Source organism: Microbacterium sp. I2 (assembly GCF_051364985.1).
Lineage (GTDB): Bacteria > Actinomycetota > Actinomycetes > Actinomycetales > Microbacteriaceae > Microbacterium.
The window spans coordinates 25,558-43,795 of sequence record NZ_JBLWIH010000018.1; the positions used below are offsets into that span (position 1 = coordinate 25,558).

The 18,238-nt window shown below is 71.0% G+C and carries 16 protein-coding genes; 9 read left to right on the forward strand and 7 right to left on the reverse strand.

Annotated features, from left to right (window positions below):
- Nucleotides 1-7: 7 nt before the first annotated feature.
- From hpaD to ACLKM7_RS13330, 4 genes are all read right to left on the reverse strand, one after another.
- The gene (gene hpaD / locus ACLKM7_RS13315) at nt 8-1,174 is read right to left on the reverse strand and encodes a 3,4-dihydroxyphenylacetate 2,3-dioxygenase (protein WP_436447641.1); all 1,167 of its coding nucleotides are present in this window, start codon (nt 1,172-1,174) and stop codon (nt 8-10) included.
- 102 nt (nt 1,175-1,276) lie between these two features.
- Nucleotides 1,277-2,800: a 5-carboxymethyl-2-hydroxymuconate semialdehyde dehydrogenase gene (gene hpaE / locus ACLKM7_RS13320; RefSeq protein WP_436447642.1), complete on the reverse strand. Its 1,524-nt coding sequence runs from the start codon at nt 2,798-2,800 to the stop codon at nt 1,277-1,279.
- A 63-nt stretch (nt 2,801-2,863) separates the two neighbouring features.
- On the reverse strand, nt 2,864-3,556 hold the full coding sequence (locus ACLKM7_RS13325) for a GntR family transcriptional regulator (RefSeq protein WP_436447643.1): 693 nt from the start codon (nt 3,554-3,556) through the stop codon (nt 2,864-2,866).
- A complete protein-coding gene (locus ACLKM7_RS13330) occupies nt 3,553-5,313 on the reverse strand; it encodes a fumarylacetoacetate hydrolase family protein (RefSeq protein ID WP_436447644.1) in 1,761 nt (586 codons plus the stop codon). Before ACLKM7_RS13330 ends, ACLKM7_RS13325 begins: the two co-directional genes overlap by 4 nt.
- Nucleotides 5,314-5,443: 130 nt before the next feature.
- Here ACLKM7_RS13330 and ACLKM7_RS13335 point away from each other — a divergent pair, with 130 nt between their 5' ends.
- Nucleotides 5,444-6,826 (forward strand): MFS transporter, encoded by a 1,383-nt coding sequence (locus ACLKM7_RS13335; RefSeq protein ID WP_436447645.1) that lies wholly within the window; start codon nt 5,444-5,446, stop codon nt 6,824-6,826.
- A 221-nt stretch (nt 6,827-7,047) separates the two neighbouring features.
- Here ACLKM7_RS13335 and paaI read toward each other — a convergent pair whose 3' ends face one another.
- Complete coding sequence (gene paaI / locus ACLKM7_RS13340) at nt 7,048-7,461, reverse strand: hydroxyphenylacetyl-CoA thioesterase PaaI (RefSeq protein WP_436447646.1); 414 nt, start codon at nt 7,459-7,461, stop codon at nt 7,048-7,050.
- 107 nt (nt 7,462-7,568) lie between these two features.
- Here paaI and ACLKM7_RS13345 point away from each other — a divergent pair, with 107 nt between their 5' ends.
- Together ACLKM7_RS13345 and paaZ are read left to right on the forward strand one after the other, a co-directional pair.
- The gene (locus ACLKM7_RS13345; RefSeq protein WP_436447717.1) at nt 7,569-8,321 is read left to right on the forward strand and encodes an enoyl-CoA hydratase/isomerase family protein; all 753 of its coding nucleotides are present in this window, start codon (nt 7,569-7,571) and stop codon (nt 8,319-8,321) included.
- The gene (gene paaZ, locus ACLKM7_RS13350) at nt 8,318-10,429 is read left to right on the forward strand and encodes a phenylacetic acid degradation bifunctional protein PaaZ (protein WP_436447647.1); all 2,112 of its coding nucleotides are present in this window, start codon (nt 8,318-8,320) and stop codon (nt 10,427-10,429) included. Before ACLKM7_RS13345 ends, paaZ begins: the two co-directional genes overlap by 4 nt.
- Before the next feature lie 690 nt (nt 10,430-11,119).
- On the opposite strand, the gene ACLKM7_RS13355 is transcribed toward paaZ, so the two are convergent.
- The gene (locus ACLKM7_RS13355; RefSeq protein ID WP_436447648.1) at nt 11,120-11,758 is read right to left on the reverse strand and encodes a TetR/AcrR family transcriptional regulator; all 639 of its coding nucleotides are present in this window, start codon (nt 11,756-11,758) and stop codon (nt 11,120-11,122) included.
- Between the two features lie 54 nt (nt 11,759-11,812).
- Between ACLKM7_RS13355 and paaA the strand changes: the two genes are divergently transcribed.
- From paaA to ACLKM7_RS13385, 6 genes are all read left to right on the forward strand, one after another.
- The gene (paaA, locus tag ACLKM7_RS13360; protein ID WP_436447649.1) at nt 11,813-12,781 is read left to right on the forward strand and encodes a 1,2-phenylacetyl-CoA epoxidase subunit PaaA; all 969 of its coding nucleotides are present in this window, start codon (nt 11,813-11,815) and stop codon (nt 12,779-12,781) included.
- Nucleotides 12,778-13,083: a 1,2-phenylacetyl-CoA epoxidase subunit PaaB gene (gene paaB, locus ACLKM7_RS13365; protein WP_436447650.1), complete on the forward strand. Its 306-nt coding sequence runs from the start codon at nt 12,778-12,780 to the stop codon at nt 13,081-13,083. Before paaA ends, paaB begins: the two co-directional genes overlap by 4 nt.
- Nucleotides 13,084-13,090: 7 nt before the next feature.
- Complete coding sequence (gene paaC, locus ACLKM7_RS13370; RefSeq protein WP_436447651.1) at nt 13,091-13,909, forward strand: 1,2-phenylacetyl-CoA epoxidase subunit PaaC; 819 nt, start codon at nt 13,091-13,093, stop codon at nt 13,907-13,909.
- Between the two features lie 125 nt (nt 13,910-14,034).
- Nucleotides 14,035-14,544 carry a 1,2-phenylacetyl-CoA epoxidase subunit PaaD gene (gene paaD / locus ACLKM7_RS13375; RefSeq protein WP_436447652.1) on the forward strand — a complete coding sequence of 170 codons (510 nt, stop codon included), beginning with the start codon at nt 14,035-14,037 and terminating at the stop codon, nt 14,542-14,544.
- Nucleotides 14,544-15,710 (forward strand): 1,2-phenylacetyl-CoA epoxidase subunit PaaE, encoded by a 1,167-nt coding sequence (gene paaE / locus ACLKM7_RS13380; protein ID WP_436447653.1) that lies wholly within the window; start codon nt 14,544-14,546, stop codon nt 15,708-15,710. The genes paaD and paaE overlap by 1 nt, the downstream gene beginning before the upstream one ends.
- 21 nt (nt 15,711-15,731) lie before the next feature.
- Entirely contained in the window at nt 15,732-16,493 is a 762-nt protein-coding gene (locus tag ACLKM7_RS13385; protein ID WP_436447654.1) for an enoyl-CoA hydratase/isomerase family protein, read from the forward strand.
- Nucleotides 16,494-16,513: 20 nt separating this feature from the next.
- On the opposite strand, the gene ACLKM7_RS13390 is transcribed toward ACLKM7_RS13385, so the two are convergent.
- Nucleotides 16,514-18,166, reverse strand: a complete 1,653-nt coding sequence (locus tag ACLKM7_RS13390; RefSeq protein WP_436447655.1) for a thiamine pyrophosphate-binding protein — start codon at nt 18,164-18,166, stop codon at nt 16,514-16,516.
- Between the last annotated feature and the right edge of the window lie 72 nt (nt 18,167-18,238).

Here is an 18,238-nt window from a genome sequence, read left to right on the forward strand (position 1 = left end):
CGACGCGTCAGAGCTGGTGGCCGAGCTTGTACTCGCCCTGCTTCCAGCTGGGCAGCTCCTCGGCCTTCTCGTCGGGGCGCGTGTACGAGAAGCCGTCGGCGCCGATCGTGACGGCCATCTCGGACTCGTCGGTGCGCGCGACGACCGGCTGCGGGTTGCCGTCGAGGTCGAGGACGAGGGAAGCCTCGGTGTACCACGACGGAACCACCGGGTTGCCCCACCAGTCGCGGCGCTGGTTGTCGTGCACGTCCCACGTCACGACCGGGTTGTCGGGGTCGCCGGTGTAGTAGTCCTGCGTGTAGATCTCGACGCGGTGCCCGTCGGGGTCGCGCAGGTACAGGTAGAACGCGTTGCTCACGCCGTGGCGGCCGGGGCCGCGCTCGATCGCGTCGGAGCGGCGCAGTGCCCCGAGCTTGTCGCAGATCGCGAGGATGTTGTGCTTCTCGTGCGTCGAGAAGGCGACGTGATGCATGCGCGGCCCGTCGCCGCCGGTCATCGCGGTGTCGTGCACGGTGGGCTTCCGGCGCATCCAGGCCGCATAGACCGTGCCGGCCTCGTCCTGGATGTCCTCCGTGACGCGGAAGCCGAGGCTCTGCATGAAGTTGACCGCGCGGGGCACGTCCGGCGTGACCTGGTTGAAGTGGTCGAGGCGCACCAGCTCGCCGGGGGTGTGCAGGTCGTAGCGCCACGACAGCCGCTCGACGTGCTGCACATCATGGAAGAACTCGTACGGGAACCCGAGCGGGTCGACCACGCGCACCGACTCGCCGATGCCCTTCGTGAAGCCCTCCGAGTTGCGACGCACCTCGCAGCCGAGCTCTTCGTAGAACGCGACGGCCTTGTCGAGGTCTTCGGGCGTGCGCACGCGGTACGAGAAGGCGGCGACCGCCGCGACCGGGCCCCGGCGCACGACGAGGTTGTGGTGGATGAACTCCTCGGTCGAGCGCAGGTAGATGCTCTCGTCGTTCTCCTCGGTGACGTGCAGTCCGAGCACGTCGACGTAGAACACGCGCGACGCAGCCAGATCGGTCACGACGAGCTCCATGTACGCGCACCGCAGGATGTCGGGCGCAGGGCTCGTCGGCGTGGGGATGGGGTTGTCGGTGTGGATCGGCGCCTCCTGGCTCACGTAGAAGCCCGAGGAGGTGAGGATCATGTCGTCGCGGTGGGTCATTTCGCGTCCTTGCGTGTCTTGTCTTTCGTGTGTTGCCGAGCCGTCGCGTCCGGTCGCATCAGCGGGGCGCTGAGCGGCCGATTGCGACGGCTCGGCGCGGCGTCAAGCCGGGGCCTTGCCGAACGTGGGGTTGTGCGCCGGGCCGAGGGTGATGTGCACGGCCTGCTGGTCGGTGTAGAAATCGATCGAGCGGTAGCCGCCCTCGTGGCCGAGACCCGAGGCCTTGACCCCGCCGAATGGCGTGCGCAAGTCGCGCACGTTGTTCGAGTTGAGCCACACCATGCCGGCCTCGATGGCCTGCGAGAAGTTGTGGGCGCGCTTGAGGTCGTTGGTCCACACGTAGGCGGCGAGGCCGTACTTGACGCCGTTCGCAAGAGCGAGGGCCTCCTCGTCGGTGTCGAACGGGGTGATCGCGACGACGGGTCCGAAGATCTCCTCCTGGAAGATCCGGGCCTCCGGCGCGACGTCGGCGAAGACCGTCGGCCGCACGAAGTTGCCGGTCTCGAACCCGTCGGGGCGGCCGCCGCCGGCGACCAGCCGCGCCTCGGTCTTGCCGATCTCGATGTACGACATCACCTTGTCGTAGTGCTCCGGGTGCACGAGCGCGCCGACCTCGGTCTTCGGGTCGTGCGGGTATCCGACGGTCACCCGGTCGGCCTGGGCGGCGTAGCGCTCGACGAACTCGTCGTAGACCGAGCGCTCGACGAGGATGCGCGAGCCGGCCGTGCAGCGCTCGCCGTTGAGCGAGAAGACGCCGAAGATGGTGGCGTCGATCGCGGCCTCGAGGTCGGCGTCGGCGAACACGACGGCCGGGCTCTTTCCGCCCAGTTCCATCGAGAGGCCCTTCAGGAAGGGTGCGGCATTGCCGAAGATGATCTGCCCGGTGCGGCTCTCGCCCGTGAACGAGATGAGCGGGACATCCGGATGCTTCACCAGCGCGTCGCCGGCATCCTCACCGAGTCCGTTGACGAGGTTGAAGACCCCCTGCGGCAGCCCGGCCTCCTCGAAGATCCCCGCCCACAGCGACGCCGACAGCGGCGTGAACTCGGCCGGCTTGAGCACCACGGTGTTGCCGGTCGCGAGGGCGGGGCCGAGCTTCCACGACTCGAGCATGAACGGCGTGTTCCACGGCGTGATCAGGCCCGCGACGCCGATCGGCTTGCGGTTGACGTAGTTCATCTGCCGGCCCGGCACCTTGTAGGCGTCGTCGGCCTGCGCCACGATCAGATCGGCGAAGAAGCGGAAGTTCTCGGCCGCGCGCCGCGCCTGCCCGAGCGCCTGCGTGATCGGCAGGCCGGAGTCGTACGACTCGAGCTCGGCGAGCCGCGCGTCGCGTGATTCGACGATGTCGGCGATGCGGTGCAGCACGCGCGATCGCTCGCGCGGCAGCATCCGGGGCCACGGTCCCTCGGTGAAGGCGCGTCGCGCGGCGGCGACGGCCCGATCGATGTCGGCCTTCTTGCCTGCGGCGGCACGCACATAGGTCTCGTTCGTGACCGGGTCGAGCACGTCGAACGTGTCGCCGTCGGCCGAGCCTGCGAACTCGCCGTCGATATAGTGCTGGATCCGCTCAGGGAGCCCGTCGGGCACGTGCCGTGCGTCCAGCTGTGTGGTGGTGTCGGTCATGGGTTGCTCCTTCATGGGGAGAGGATCTTGGACGGATGCCGGGTGCCCGGCATCCGCGGACGGTCAGAACGCGGGCAGGCCCAGTGCCTCGTCGGGGTGCTCGTGGATCATGTAGGCGTCGAGGGTCGCCGAACGGTGGCGCCGGGCGGCCTTCTCGATCTCGCCCAGGGGCGCACCCGACTCGATGAGCTGCACGATGTTTTCGTGCTCGCGCACGGATTCGGCGGCACGGCCCGGCACGAAGCTGAACGTCGAGTCGCGCAGATGCCCGAGCCGCGCCCACTCGGCGTTCACGAGTTCGAGCATGCGCGGGTTGGCGCACCTGGTGAACAGCGCCGCGTGGAACTCCTGGTTCAGCGACGTGAACGCGCGCGGATCGAAGTGCTCGAGCGTCTCGATCATCAGCTCGTTGATGCGGCGCGCGTTGCGTATGTCGTCGGCGGTCAGCCGGCGTGCCGCGAGCGCGGTGGCAGCGCCCTCGAGGATCGACAGCGCCTGCATGCTGTGGCGGTACTGCGAGTCGTCGACCATCGACACGCGCGCGCCGACGTTGCGCTCGAACGTGACGAGGCCTTCGGCCTCGAGCTGACGGATCGCCTCGCGCACCGGTACGACGCTCATGTCGAGGTCGCCGGCGATCGCGCCGAGCACCAGCCGGTAGCCGGGGGTGTACTCCTGCCGCGCGATGCGCTCCTTGATCCAGTGGTAGGCGCGCTGCGACTTGCTCTGCGACGTGAGCGGCGTCTCGGTGGTCATCTCGTCTCCTCGTCCGCGCGGTCGGCGTCGAAACGTGCGCGCCACTCGGCGTTCATCGGGAAGAGACCGTCGACGGGATGACCCTCAGCGACGCGCGCGGCGATCCAGGCGTCTTCGTCCTCCTGCGCGAGTGCGGCGTCGAGGACCTCCTCGGCCATCGCGCGCGGAATCACGATGACCCCGTCGGCGTCGCCCACGACGACATCGCCCGGAAGCACCGTCGCTCCGCCGCAGGCAACGGCGACGTCGGCATCCCACGGCACGTGCTTGCGACCCAGCACGGCGGGATGGGCGCCGGCGGAGTACACCGGAATGCCGACCGCGGCGACGGCTGCGGCATCCCGCACGCCTCCGTCGGTCACGATGCCGGCCGCACCGCGCGCGTGCGCCCGGATCGCGAGCACGTCGCCGAGCGTGCCCGAACCGGTCTCGCCACGGGCCTCGATCACGAGCACCTCGCCCTCGCCCACGGCATCGAAGGCGCGCTTCTGCGCGTTGTAGCCACCGCCGTGCGAGGCGAAGAGGTCCTCACGGTTCGGCACGAAGCGCAGCGTGCGCGCGGTGCCGACCAGCTTCGCAGCGCTGTCCAGGGGAGCGCCGCTCAAGGGAGTGCTGCTCAAGGGAGCGCCGTTCGGGGGAGCGCCGTTCAGGGTAGCGCCGTTCAGGGGAGTGGGATGCAGCGGCGAGACGCCGTCGATGTGCACGTTGTTCAGCCCGCGCTTGCGCAGCTGTGCCGACAGCCCAGCCACGGGCGCGGCCTCGAGCTTGGCGCGCAGCTCGGGCGAGAGGCCCGTCGGTTCCGGCCCCGTCAATCCCCGTCCGGTCACCGAATCAGGTGATTTCACGTGCGTAGGAGATTCCGCCGAGATTCGTCCTACCTCGGTGAAATCACCGGATCTCGTGACCGCCGCGTCGGCCGTCGCGGGCGCCGGCTGGGGCGGCGGACCCGCGTCCTCTGGTGGCAGGCCCGCGGCCTCGCGGGAGCCCCACGCCTCGGTGCGCTGCAGATCGTCGGCGGCGGGAACGGACCCGAGTTCGGGGTCGAACCCGTCCTGGCCTTGCACGACCGTGGTGACGAGCCGTCCCGAGGTCGGTCCGCCGTCGACCGAGACCTCGACCTCGATCACATCGCCGGGCACGGCGACCGACGAGCCGGCAGGCGTGCCGGTGAGGATCACGTCGCCCGGCTCGAGGGTGAAGTGCTGCGAAAGGTCGGCGACGAGCTGGGCGAGAGGAAAGATCATGCCGGCCGACGTGTCGTCCTGCACGAGCTCGCCGTTCTGCCACGTGCGCAGTCGCAGCGCCGCCGGAGCGACTGCGCGGGCGTTGATCAGCGTCGGTCCGATCGGCGTGTACCCGTCGCGGCCCTTGGAGCGCACGTTCGACCCCTTGTCGTTGGCGCGCAGGTCGTACAGCCCGAAGTCGTTTGCGGCGGTGACGGCCGCCACGTGCGACCAGGCGGCGGCGAGCGGAACCCGCCGTGCCGGCGCACCGATCACGAGCGCGATCTCGCCCTCGAACGCGAGCAGTTCGGTGCCGGCCGGCCGCTCGATCGTGCTGCCGGAGGCGGCGACGGAGCTCGACGGCTTGAAGAAGTACGACGGATGCTGCGGCCGGCGTCCGCGCTGATCCGCGCGCGACGCGTAGCTGAGGTGGATCGCGATGATCTTGCCGGGCCGACCGGGGAGGGCGGCGAACCGGGGATCGCCCGGGACTCCCGTGCTCGACGGGGGCGCGGCATCCGTTTTCTCGTCCATTGAGCTCCCTCACTCCGGCGACCGGTTGCGTCGTATCCGAAATCGTATATGATCGTGCACGTTCCGGCAAGCGATCCCGATCCGCCCACCGGAGACGACGACGTCACGCACAGACACAGGAGTCACGCACATGAGCACCCCGCAATCCTCCGAGGGCTTCACGCCCACCGGCACCATCGCCGCATCCGTCGACCGCCGACGCGTCGTCTTCGCGACGATCGTCGGCACCACCGTCGAGTGGTACGACTTCTTCATCTACGCCACGGCCGTCGGCCTGGTGTTCGGGCAGCTGTTCTTCGCCCCGCTGGGCGCCGACAGCGCGTTGATCGCGTTTGCCACCGTCGGTGTGAGCTTCCTGTTCCGCCCGCTCGGCGCCTTCCTGGCCGGCCACTTCGGCGACAAGTACGGGCGCAAGCTCGTGCTGATGTGGACGCTGATCCTGATGGGTACGGCGACGGCGCTCATCGGCGTGCTGCCCACGTACGAGGCGATCGGCATCGCCGCGCCGATCCTGCTCGTGCTGCTGCGCATCCTGCAGGGCATCTCGGCCGGAGGCGAATGGGGAGGCGCGGTGCTCATGGCGGTCGAGCACGCGCCCAAATCGCGCCGCGGGGCCTTCGGCGCGTCGCCGCAGATCGGCGTGCCGCTCGGCCTGCTGCTGGCATCGGGCGTCATGGCGCTCATGACCGTGATCGCGCCCGGCGACCAGTTCCTGCAGTGGGGCTGGCGCGTGCCGTTCCTGCTCAGCGTGGTGCTGATCCTGGTCGGCTACTACGTCCGCCGACGCGTCGAAGAGAGCCCGGTGTTCGCCGAGCTCGCCGAGCGCAAAGAGAAGGCGCGGATGCCGATCGTCCAGCTCTTCCGCAAGCACGCGCTGCTCGTGCTCATCGCCGCGCTGGTCTTCGCGGGCAACAACGCCGTGGGGTACATGACGACGGGCGGCTACATCCAGGGCTACTCGACCAACCCCGAGGGGCCGCTCGGCCTCGAGCGCGGCCCGGTGCTGTGGGCCGTCACCGGCTCGGCCGTGACGTGGCTGCTGTCGACGCTCGCCGCCGGCTTCATCTCCGACCGGATCGGGCGGCGCACGACCTACATCGCCGGCTGGATCCTGCAGCTCGTCGGTGTGTTCCTGCTCTTCCCGCTCGTGAACACCGGCAACATCTGGCTGCTCTTCCTCGGGCTCGCGATCCTCACGATCGGCCTCGGCTTCACGTACGGACCCCAGGCGGCGCTGTACTCCGAGCTCTTCCCTGCCTCGATCCGGTTCTCCGGCGTGTCGATCTCCTACGCGATCGGTGCGATCCTGGGCGGCGCGTTCGCCCCGACCATCGCGACGTGGCTCGTGCAGCAGACCGGCTCGACCACCGCGGTGACCTGGTATCTCGCGGGCATGACGATGCTGGGGCTCATCGCCACCCTGCTGCTGCGCGACCGCAGCGGCATCCCGCTCGGCCCCGACCACGAGGCCGAGCAGTCGGTCAGCCCGATCTACGGGCTCTCGAAGGCCTGACGTCCGGCCAGCCCCCGACCTCCTGACCCGCTCTGCGGGTTGCGAAAACACCAGCCGGTGACGGCGACACGCCGGTGGCGGATGCCTCGCCCCGGCGTGTCTGGTCACGGACTGGTGTTTTCGCAGTCGGGTGGTGAGTGGGCGGGTCGGTCGGTCCGGCGGACTGGCCGCGGGGCCAGGGTCGCGGGTGACGGATGCCGCACCCCGAGCAGCGACTCGGGTCAGGGCCGAGGCATCCCTGTCGTGCGGGTGCGGCCTCGCACCTCGGCGATGACGCGGCCGCCGGCAGAGACCCGGGCGTCGTAGAGGCCCGACCGGCCCTCGACAGTCCGGCGCTCGGCGACGGCCTCGAGATCGTCACCCTCCCGTGCGGGGGAGAGGAACGCGATGTCGGCTCCGGCGACCAGGGTGACGGCATCCGTCTCGTTGCACGCAAGAGCGAGCGCGGTGTCGGCCAGGGCGAAGACGAGCCCGCCATGGGCCACCGCGAAGCCGTTGAGCATGTCGGCGCGCACCGTCATGCGCACGACGGCGCGGCCTGGCTCGGCGCGCACCACGCGCATGCCGAGTGCGGCGGAAGCGGCATCCGCCTCGATCATGCGGCGCCCGTGCGCGGTCGCGTAGACATCGTCCATGCCCGATCCTCTCCGCTCGGCGTTGAGCCGTCCGCGGCGCTGTGCGATCATCGTACAGAACGAGCGTTCAGTAATCCATGATGCTCGTGGTCGACGATGACGAACGGATGCCGATGCCGACGATCCTGCGAGAGAACCGGCGCGACCGGGTCTGGGTGCGGCTGCACCGCCCCGACGCGCGCAACGCGATCGACCGGGCCATGGTCGACGAGCTGCACGCGGTGTGCGACGAGCTCGAGCGCGCCCCCCGCATCCTGCTGATCGCCGGCGGCGACGGCGTCTTCGCGGGCGGCGCCGATATCGCCGAACTGCGCGACCGCACCCCCGCCGACGCCCTGGAGGGCATCAACTCGCGGCTGTTCGACCGCATCGCCCGGCTGCCCATGCCGGTGATCGCCGTGGTCGACGGATGGGCTCTCGGCGGCGGCGCCGAGCTCGCATACGCCGCGGACCTCCGTATCGCGAGCGACCGGGCGCGCTTCGGCAGCCCGGAGCCGTCGCTGGGGATCGTGCCCGCGGCCGGTGCGACGTGGCGGCTGCCCCGGCTCGTGGGCGAGCCGCTTGCGAAGGAGATGCTGCTCGCCGGCCGCATCCTCGGCGCCGAGGAGGCGCTCGCCGCGGGGCTCGTCGCCGCGGTGCATCCGCCCGCCGCGCTCGACGCCGCGGCCGACGAACTCGCCGACCGCGTCGCGGCGCGGGATCCGCTCGCGATCCGCCACACGAAGCGACTGATCGACGACCCGACCGACGACCCGCGGGCCGCCGCCGACGCCGCGCAGGCGGAGTGTTTCGGCTCGCCCGCCAAACACGAGCGCATGACCGCATGGCTCGACCAGCGGCTGGAGAGGAAGAACTCATGACCCTCGAAACCCCCATCGGTGCCGACAAGCCCGCACCCGAGTCCGCGATCTCCGAGACCGGGGAGCACGGCACCGAGGCTCCGCTGCTCGAGTCGTACATCGCCGGCGCGTGGCGGATGCCCGACGCGACCCGCACGACTCTCCTCCAGGACGCCTCGACCGGGGCTCCCGTCGCCCGCGTGGGCGGCGCCCCCGACCTCGCCGCCGCCGTCGAGCACGCGCGCACGGCGGGCCAGGCATCCCTCGGAGCCTTGCCGTTCCACCGCCGTGCGCTCATCCTCAAGGCGCTCGCCCAGGCCCTCACCGCGGCGAATGACGACCTCTACGAGATCAGCGCACAGACCGGGGCAACGGCGCGCGACAGCATGATCGACGTCGACGGCGGCATCGGTGTGCTCTTCACCTACGCATCGAAGGGCCGGCGCGAGCTTCCCAACGCCACGACGCTCGTCGACGGCGCCCCCGAGGGGCTCGCACGCGACGGAAGCTTCGGCGGTCAGCACCTGTGGTCGCGCCTGCCCGGTGTCGCGTTCCAGGTGAACGCCTTCAACTTCCCGATGTGGGGCATGCTCGAGAAGTTCGCCCCGGCGTTCCTCGCCGGAGTGCCCACGATCGTCAAGCCGGCGACGCCGACGGCCTACCTCACCGAGGCTGCCGTGCGCGTCATGGTCGACTCCGGCCTGCTTCCCGGCGGGTCGCTGCAGCTGGTGATCGGATCCGCCCACGGGTTCCTCGACCACCTCGACGCGCGCGACGCAGTCGGCTTCACCGGGTCTGCGTCGACGGGACGGATGCTGCGGCGCGACGACGCCGTCGTGGTCCGGGGTGTGTCGCTCACGACCGAGGCCGACTCCGTCAATGCGGCGATCCTCGGATCCGACGCGGTGCGCGGCACGGCCGAGTTCGACGCCTTCGTGGCCTCCGTCGTGACCGAGATGACGGCCAAGGCGGGGCAGAAGTGCACGGCGATCCGGCGTGTGCTGGTGCCCGAGGCATCCGTCGACGACGTCATCGAGGCGGTACGCGACCGACTGGCCGCGAAGGTCGTGCTGGGCGACCCGCGTGCCGAGGGCGTGACGATGGGGCCTCTCGCGAGCCTCGCGCAGCGCGACGAGGTGCGGGCGCGAGTGATGGACCTCGTCGCCGGCGGCGGCGAGATCGTGGTGGGTTCGCTCGACGACCGCGAAGTCGTCGGCGCCGGTGCCGGCGAGGGGGCGTTCGTGGCGCCGATCCTGCTGCGGTTCCGGGATGCCTCGGCCCCGGCGGTCCACGACATCGAGGCGTTCGGGCCCGTCGCGTCGGTGCTCGGCTATCGCGACCTCGACGACGCGGTGCGGCTGGCGAACCTCGGCGGCGGGTCGCTGGTGGCGACCGTGTGCTCGGCCGATTCGGGCGTGGTCGGCACGCTCGTCGCGGGCATCTCACCCTGGCACGGGCGTGTGCTCGTGCTCGACGGTTCGGTCGCGCGCACGTCAACCGGGCACGGCTCGCCGGTGCCGCACCTCGTGCACGGTGGCCCGGGGCGGGCCGGCGGCGGTGAGGAGCTCGGCGGCATGCGGTCGGTGCTGCACTACATGCGGCGCACGGCCTTGCAGGGCTCGCCCGAGGTGCTCACGCGGCTGACCGGACAATGGCGCGCAGGGGCGACGACGGATGACGGCATCCATCCCTTCCGCAAGCCGCTCGCCCAGCTCCGCGTCGGCGATCGGGTGGTGTCGCCGCCGCGGACGGTGACGCTGGACGACATCGAGCACTTCGCGGAGTTCACGGGCGACACGTTCTACGCCCACATGGACGAGGAGGCCGCCGCGGCCAATCCGTTCTTCCCCGGCCGCGTGGCGCACGGCTACCTGCTGCTGTCGTGGGCGGCCGGGTTGTTCGTCGACCCCGATCCGGGTCCGGTGCTCGCCAACTACGGTCTCGAGAACCTGCGGTTCGTGACGCCCGTCTCACCCGGCGACGAGGTGCGCGTGACCCTCACCGCGAAGCAGATCAGCCCGCGTGAGAGCGAGGAGTACGGCGAAGTGCGCTGGGACGCGGTCCTGGTGAACCAGCGCGACGAGGTCGTCGCGACCTACGACGTCCTGACGCTCGTCGCGAAGGAGTAGCCCGGCCCGACGTGCTCGGTTGCGAAAACACCAGTCGGTGACGGCGGCGCGCCGGTGGCGGATGCTTCGGCCCGGCGTGTCGGGTGACGGGCTGGTGTTTTCGCGCACGGGGTTGGTGTGGCATCCGTTGTGGTTCCTGGGGTTGGTTGCGAAAACACCAGTCGGTGACGGCGGCGCGTCGGTGGCGGATGCTTCGGCTCGGCACGTCGGGTAATGGGCTGGTGTTTTCGCACGCGGGGTCGGTGTGACATCCGTCGTGGCTCCTGGGGTTGGTTGCGAAAACACCGGTCGGTGACGGCGGCGCGCCGGTGGCGGCTGCTTCGGCCCGGCGTGTCGGGTGATGGACTGGTGTTTTCGCATGCGGGGTTGGTGTGGCATCCGTTGTGGTTCCTGGGGTTGGTTGCGAAACACCGGTCGGTGACGGCGGCGCGCCGGTGGCGGATGCTTCGGCTCGGCGTGTTCGTTGACGGGCTGGTTGGTGTGGCATCCGTTCTGGTTCCTAGGGCTGGTTGCGAAAACACCAGTCGGTGACGGCGGCGCGCCGGTGGCGGTCCCCACGCCCCCTCCACGCGCCGCTGGCGCGTCGCGCGGAGCCTCCGGGCGCGTGGGCCCAGCTTCGGCTCGGCGTGTCGGGTGACGGGCTGGTGTTTTCGCGCGCGGACATTCGGCCCGAGGCGCCCGAAACGCGGGTCAGCGGGCGCGGAGGCCGTCGAGGGCGACCGAGACGGTGGCGTCGGCGAGGGCCGCGGCATCCATCGGTCCGCCGGGGCGGTACCACTCGACGATCGAGTTGATCATGCCGAACAGCAGGCGCGAGGTCGTGCCGGGGTCGAGGTCGGCGCGCAGCGAGCCCTCCGCGTGCGCGGCCTCGACCAGCTGCGACACGCGATGGTCGAACTCGCGGCGCCGGCGCAGCGCATCGCGCTCGATGTCGGTGTTGCCGCGCACTCGCAGCAGCAGCGTCACGTAGGGCAGCTCGGCCACGAGCACGCGCACGGCCCCGCGCAGCACGAACTCCAGGCGGTCGGCGGCATCGCCACGATGATCGTCGGCGCCGGATGCCTCGAGCACCGCCTCGAGCTCGCCCAGGGCGCGGTCGAGCGCTCGCTGGAGGAGTTCCTCCTTGCCGCTCACGTGGTAGTACAGCGCGGACTTGCTGGTACCGAGGCGCTCGGCGAGCACGCTGATCGAGGTGGCCTCGTAGCCCCGCTCGTTGAATGTCGCGACGGCGATGTCGAGCACGGCGTCGAGGTCGTACGGCGCGCGGTCGGTGCGGCCGTTCCCTTTTCGGAACGTCGCGGCGTCGGCTGCGGCCGTGTTGCCCGTCATGGAACGCAAGAGTAGCATTACTGAACGAACGGTAAGTAGCGCAAGGAGGCGCGCATGACCACGGTGACACCAGCCCTCGAACTCGACGAGGCCGGCCCCGCGCGGTTCGAGGAGCTCATCGCGGCGGACCAGAAGGTCGAGCCCGCAGACTGGATGCCCGACGCCTATCGGCGCACGCTGGTGCGGCAGATCTCGCAGCACGCGCACTCCGAGATCATCGGCATGCAGCCGGAGGGCAACTGGATCACGCGGGCGCCGAGCCTGCAGCGCAAGGCGATCCTCATGGCGAAGGTGCAGGACGAGGCCGGTCATGGGCTCTACCTCTACTCGGCCGCGCAGACCCTCGGCACGCCGCGCGAGGAGATGTACGAGCAGCTGCTCACCGGCAAGGCCAAGTACTCGTCGATCTTCAACTACCTCACGCCGACGTGGGCAGACATGGGCTCGATCGGCTGGCTGGTCGACGGCGCCGCGATCTGCAACCAGGTGCCGCTGTGCCGCGCGTCCTACGGACCGTACGCCCGCGCCATGGTCCGCATCTGCAAGGAGGAGTCCTTCCACCAGCGGCAGGGGTTCGAGATCCTGCTCACCCTCATGAACGGCACCGAGGCTCAGCGCGAGATGGCCCAGGAGTCCGTCAACCGCTGGTACGCGCCGGCGCTCATGATGTTCGGGCCGCCCGACGACGCCTCACCGAACTCCGCGCAGTCGATGGCGTGGAACATCAAGCGCTTCTCGAACGACGACCTGCGCCAGCGGTTCGTCGACATGATCGTGCCCCAGGCCGAGATCCTCGGCGTGACCCTGCCCGACCCCGACCTGCGCTGGAACGAGGAGCGCGGGCACTGGGACTACGGCGACCTCGACTGGGACGAGTTCCGCGAAGTGCTGGCCGGACGTGGTCAGGCCAACAGCATCCGCATCGCCAAGCGCCGGCGCGCGCACGAGGACGGCGCGTGGGTGCGCGAGGCCGCCCGTGCCTACGCCGAGAAGCAGCAGGCTCGAGAGAAGGTGGCGTCATGAGCGCACCTGGAGCCGGCACGACAGAGACCTGGCCGCTGTGGGAGGTGTTCGTGCGTTCCTCCCGCGGGCTGTCGCACGTTCACGCCGGGTCGTTGCACGCGCCCGACGCGCAGCTCGCGCTGCACAATGCGCGCGACCTGTACACGCGGCGGGGCGAAGGGGTCTCGATCTGGGTCGTTCCGTCGACCGCGATCGCGGCATCCGATCCCGACGCCCGCGGTGCATTCTTCGAGTCGCCGCAGGGCAAGGACTACCGCTACCCGACCGCGTACACGGCCTCGGCCGACGTACCGCACCTGTGAGGCCGCGATGATCGACCGCCTGTCTCTGCTGCAGCCGAACCCCTCGGCTGTGGCGCCCGCTGCCGAGAAACCGGCAACGGATGCCGTCGCCCGCTACGCGCTGGGGCTCGGCGACGACGCGCTCGTGCTCGCGCAGCGGCTCGGGGAGTGGATCTCGAACGCGCCGGAGCTCGAGGAGGACGTCGCACTGGGCAACATCGGGCTCGACCTGCTCGGGCACGCGCGCGGCTTCCTCACGTACGCCGGCTCGGCGTGGGGGAAGACCGAGGACGATCTGGCGTACTTCCGCGACGAAGCGGAGTTCCGCAGCCGCTGGCTGTTCGAGCTGCCCAACGGGCAGGCCGGGCCGGACTTCGGATTCACGGTCCTGCGGCAGCTCGTCGCGTCGCTGTATTTCGGTGCACTGTACCGCCGGCTTGCGGCGTCGGCCGATCCGACGCTCGCCGCGATCGCCGCCAAGGCCGTCAAGGAAGTCGCGTACCACGCCGAGCACGCCACCCTGTGGACCCTGCGGCTCGGCCGCGGCACCGACGAGTCGCACGCCCGCATGACCCGCGCGCTCGGCGACATCTGGCCTTTCGTGGGTGAGTTGTTCGAGCCGGATCCGACCGCGGCGGGTCTCGACGGCATCGCGGTCGGTCCCGAGTCTCTGCACGACGAGGTTCTCGCCGGAGTGACGGCGGTGCTCGAGGATGCGGGTCTCGCCGTGCCGGACGTGCCTTTCGCCCGCGGGGGCGGCCGCGAGGGGCGGCACTCCGAGCAGTTCGGCCGCCTTCTCGGCGAGATGCAGCTGCTCGCCCGCGCCCATCCGGGGGCGACATGGTGATGCAGGCGGGCCTCCCGCGCCACAACTCCGGACCGTTGCCGCGCCGCCCGGGCGCAGCCGCGGAGTTCCGCCACTCCCGCTCGGCCCTGCCCGAGGCGGTCCGGAGTCACGGCACGCGTGCGGGGGTGGACGATCGCGAAGCGCGCCCGCGGCCCGCCGATCCTGGGCTGAGGGAGCTGTGGGATGCCGCGGCCACCGTCGTCGACCCGGAACTGCCGGTGCTGACCATCGAAGACCTCGGCATGCTCCGAGACGTGCGCCTGGACGGCGACGTCGCGGTGGTGCAGATCACCCCGACATACTCGGGATGCCCCGCCGTCGACGCGCTGCGGGCCGACATCGTCGCCGCGCTCGCTGCCCGCGGCCGTGACGCCCGGGTCGAGGTGACGCTCAGCCCCGCGTGGACCACGGACTGGATGAGCGCCGAAGGCCGCCGCAAACTCGAGGAGTTCGGGATCGCACCACCCAGGCCGCGCGGCGCGGACGGCGCCGTGGCCCTCGGTCTCGGCATCCGGTGCCCGCAGTGCGGGTCGCTGCATACCCGTGAGCTCTCGCGCTACGGCTCCACCTCGTGCAAGGCGCTGTGGCAGTGCCAGTCGTGCGGCGAGCCGTTCGACCGTTTCAAGGAGCTGTGATGACGGCCGCCACGACTTCTCCGACCGCCGTGAGCGCGCCCGCCGAGGCGGCGGCGTCCTCGGGCCGGCGGCGGGCCGTATTCCACCCGCTGACCGTGGAATCGGTGCGGCCGCTCACCGCGGACGCGATCGAGGTCGGCTTCGCGGTGCCCGTCGAGCTGGCGGACGCGTTCGACTACCGTCCCGGCCAGCACATCGCGCTGCGCATGACGCTCGACGGCGCCGAGGTGCGGCGCAGCTACTCACTGTGCCGCGCGCCCGCCGGCGGGGCCGGCGCACCGGGCACGCTCAGCGTCGCCATCAAACGCGAGCGCGGCGGCGCGTTCTCGACGTGGGCCCTCGAGCACCTCAAGGCCGGTGACGTCATCGAGGTGATGAGCCCCGATGGTCACTTCACTCCGCACGGCCGCTACGACCGCCCCGCACGGTTCGCCGCCATTGCGGCAGGCTCGGGGATCACCCCCATCATGGCGCTCATCGAGCACCACCTGGGTGAGCGCCCCGACGACACGTTCGACCTGGTCTACTCCAACCGCACGGCAGTCGACGCGATGTTCCTCGATGAGCTCGCCGACCTCAAGGACCGCTACCCGGCGCGCCTCGCCTTGCACCACGTGCTGACGCGGGAGCGTCGTCCGGCCGATCTCTTCTCGGGCCGCCTCGACGAGAAGCGCCTCGAGACCCTGCTGACACGCGTGCTGCGGCCCGAGACCGTCGACGAATGGTTCCTGTGCGGACCGTTCGAGCTGGTCGAGCGCGCGCGGGCGGTGCTGCTGCGACTCGGAGTCGAGGCATCCGCGATTCGTGTCGAGCTCTTCTCCACGGGCCGTGACGAGCACGCCGGGCCGAAGCCGCCGCCCGTCGAGGTCGCCCCCGGCGAGCCGGTGCGCACGATCTCGTTCCGCCTCGACGGCACGTCCGGCACGGTGACGACGCCGGTGTCGGCGGGCGAGACCATCCTCGCGGCGGCCCTGCGCACCCGCGGCGACGTGCCCTTCGCCTGCGCGGGCGGTGTGTGCGGCACCTGCCGCGCCGTGCTGCGCGAGGGCACGGTCGACATGGCGCAGAACCACGCGCTCGAACCCGATGAGCTCGCGCGCGGCCTCATCCTCACCTGTCAGTCCGTGCCGACCAGCGACGTCGTCAGCGTCGACTGGGATGCGTGACGCGTCGAAAGGAACCCGTCCGTGATCGACCTCGCCATCGACGACGCCGTCGCCGAGATCACCCTGAACGCACCCGAGAAGCTCAACGCCCTCTCCCTCGACGCACTGCAGCAGATGGATGCCGCGTACGCGGATGCCGAGGCATCCGGTGTCCGCTCACTCGTGCTGCGCGGCGAGGGGCGCGCTTTCTGCGCCGGGCGCGACATCGCCGGCGTCGACCCCGAGACCGACGACGTGCCCGGATACCTCGGCGCGGTCGAGCGGCTCATGCGTCGCATCGCCGGGTTTCCGGCGCCGACGTTCGCCGCCGTCCACGGTGCGTGTCTCGGCGTGGGGCTCGGGCTCGCGATCGCCACCGACATCGTGTACGTCGCTGACGGCGCGAAAGTCGGATCGCCGTTCGCCAATCTCGGAGCGCTGCTGGACTCCGGCGGCCACGCCCTGCTGTACGAGCGGCTCGGCGCCCACCGCGCGCTCGACCTCATCTACACCGGCGAGCTGCTCAACGGCGCCGACGCCGTCGCAGCGGGGCTGTTCAGTCGGGCGATGCCCGCGGACGAGCTGCTGGGTTTCACCCGGGAGCGTGCCCGGCGCGCGGCATCCGGCCCCACGACGGCGTTCCTCGCATCGAAACGCCTCATCGGTCGCATGCGCGACGAAAGGCTGTGGGATGCCGTGGCCGAGGAGTCCCGCGGGCAGGAGGCGCTGCGCGCCACCGCCGACTACCGTGAGGGCTTCGCCGCGTTCCAGCAGAAGCGGCAGCCCGAGTTCCGGGGCGAATGACGCTACCCGGGCGGGCGGCGTCAGCTGTTCACCCGGATGATCTCCTGCTGATACGGAGCGACGACAGCGGCCGAGATGCGGCAGTCGAGAACCAGGAACCGGCGGGATGCGGCGGGCTCGGCCGCCCACGTCGCGAGACGGTCGAGATCGTCGAGTGTGCGCACTACAACCCCCTCGGCCCCGACGCCGGCCGCGAGCGCGGCGAAATCCACCTCGGGGATGAGCATCGGCTCTTCGGCGAGGCCCTTGATCCCGTACAGATGGACCTCGGCGCCGTACGCCCGGTCGTTCCACACGACGGCGAGACCGCGGCCGGCGGCGACCCTCACCGCGGTCTCGAGGTCGGCGAGCGCCATGAGTCCGCCGCCGTCGCCTGTCGTCAGCACGATTGTCGATTCGGGTTTCGCGAGCGCCGCTCCGGGCACGGACGGCCACCCCAGCCCGATCGACTGGAACGCGGTGCCGACCATCATCATGCGGTCGGGCGAGGTGACCGGCCAGAACATGTTCGCCCAGCCGATGAAGTGGCCGCCGTCCGAGACGACCACGCGGTCCTCGGGCAGCAGCTCGGCGATGCGGCTCGCGACAGAACGCGGGTCGAGCCGCCCGTCGGGAGCGACCGCATCGCCGGCCTCCTGCCGCCGGGCCTCGGCGATGTCGACCGACTCGCGCCAGTCGCTCGGCTCGGCCGCGATCGCGCGGACCTCGTGGGCGATCGCCTCGGCGACCAGCCGCGCGTCGCCGCGCACGTAGCCCGCGACGTGGGGGTGCGTGGCGGTGGCCGCGACGTCGACCTGGAACACGCGCGTGCCCGGCGCGAACAGGTCGCCGAACCGCATCGTGAACTGATTGAGGGATGCCCCGAACACGACGGCCACGTCGGCCCGGCGAACCAGGCCCATGGCGCCTTCGGCTCCGAACCCTCCGGTGACCCCGAGATCGAACTCGGTCCGCGGGAACACACCGCGACCGAGCGCGGTCGACGCCGTCAGCGCGCCGGTGGCGTCGGCGAGGGCGCCGAGCGCGTCGCCGGCTCCCGAGATCCAGGCGCCGCGTCCGGCGAGCAGGAAGGGCCGGCGCGCGCCCGCGAGCGCCTCGGCGATCTCGCGTACCGTCGCCCGGGCGAACCCTCCGGTCGGTGCGAGCGGATCCGGCAGTCGCGGCTGGGGCGCCTCGGGCACAGGCCCGGCGTCGCGGGCCGCGACGTCGTACGGGATCGCGAGCACGGTGGGCACACGGTAGGTGAGCGCGTGCTCGATCGCGATGACAGTCGTGGCCGCGGCATCCGCTCGCCCCACGGTGTACGTGCGCGCGCCGACGGCCGATGCGAGGGCGATCTGGTCGACGTCCCACGGGCGCGGACCCGACGTCGGCTCGTCGCCCACGACCAGTACGAGAGGCACGTGCGCCTGCACCGCCTCGGCGAGGGCAGTGATGGTGTTGGTGAAGCCGGCGCCGTAGGTCGCCGTCGCGGCGGCGAGGCGTCCGGAGGCGCGGTGGAACGCATCCGCGGCCACGACGCCCCCGGCCTCGTGGCGCACAGCGGTGAAGTGCACGTCGGTCGAGCGCTCGAGCGCATCGAGGAAATAGGCGTTGCCGTTGCCCATCACACCGAACACGTGGTCGATGTGGCGCGCGAGGGTGAGGGCGACGTGGGCAGAGACGGTGGGCATGAGAAACCCCTTGGGAGACGTCAGACGGAGGATGAGGCCGTATGTGTCTCGCGCGTGCGCGCTGCGTGCCCA

Excerpts from the sequence above, each read along its gene's own strand:
- hpaD (WP_436447641.1), bottom strand. The coding sequence starts at position 1,174 with ATGACCCACCGCGACGACATGATCCTCACCTCCTCGGGCTTCTACGTG.
- hpaE (WP_436447642.1), bottom strand. The coding sequence starts at position 2,800 with ATGACCGACACCACCACACAGCTGGACGCACGGCACGTGCCCGACGGG.
- ACLKM7_RS13325 (WP_436447643.1), bottom strand. The coding sequence starts at position 3,556 with ATGACCACCGAGACGCCGCTCACGTCGCAGAGCAAGTCGCAGCGCGCC.
- ACLKM7_RS13330 (WP_436447644.1), bottom strand. The coding sequence starts at position 5,313 with ATGGACGAGAAAACGGATGCCGCGCCCCCGTCGAGCACGGGAGTCCCG.
- ACLKM7_RS13335 (WP_436447645.1), top strand. The coding sequence starts at position 5,444 with ATGAGCACCCCGCAATCCTCCGAGGGCTTCACGCCCACCGGCACCATC.
- paaI (WP_436447646.1), bottom strand. The coding sequence starts at position 7,461 with ATGGACGATGTCTACGCGACCGCGCACGGGCGCCGCATGATCGAGGCG.
- ACLKM7_RS13345 (WP_436447717.1), top strand. The coding sequence starts at position 7,569 with ATGCCGATGCCGACGATCCTGCGAGAGAACCGGCGCGACCGGGTCTGG.
- paaZ (WP_436447647.1), top strand. The coding sequence starts at position 8,318 with ATGACCCTCGAAACCCCCATCGGTGCCGACAAGCCCGCACCCGAGTCC.
- ACLKM7_RS13355 (WP_436447648.1), bottom strand. The coding sequence starts at position 11,758 with ATGACGGGCAACACGGCCGCAGCCGACGCCGCGACGTTCCGAAAAGGG.
- paaA (WP_436447649.1), top strand. The coding sequence starts at position 11,813 with ATGACCACGGTGACACCAGCCCTCGAACTCGACGAGGCCGGCCCCGCG.
- paaB (WP_436447650.1), top strand. The coding sequence starts at position 12,778 with ATGAGCGCACCTGGAGCCGGCACGACAGAGACCTGGCCGCTGTGGGAG.
- paaC (WP_436447651.1), top strand. The coding sequence starts at position 13,091 with ATGATCGACCGCCTGTCTCTGCTGCAGCCGAACCCCTCGGCTGTGGCG.
- paaE (WP_436447653.1), top strand. The coding sequence starts at position 14,544 with ATGACGGCCGCCACGACTTCTCCGACCGCCGTGAGCGCGCCCGCCGAG.
- ACLKM7_RS13390 (WP_436447655.1), bottom strand. The coding sequence starts at position 18,166 with ATGCCCACCGTCTCTGCCCACGTCGCCCTCACCCTCGCGCGCCACATC.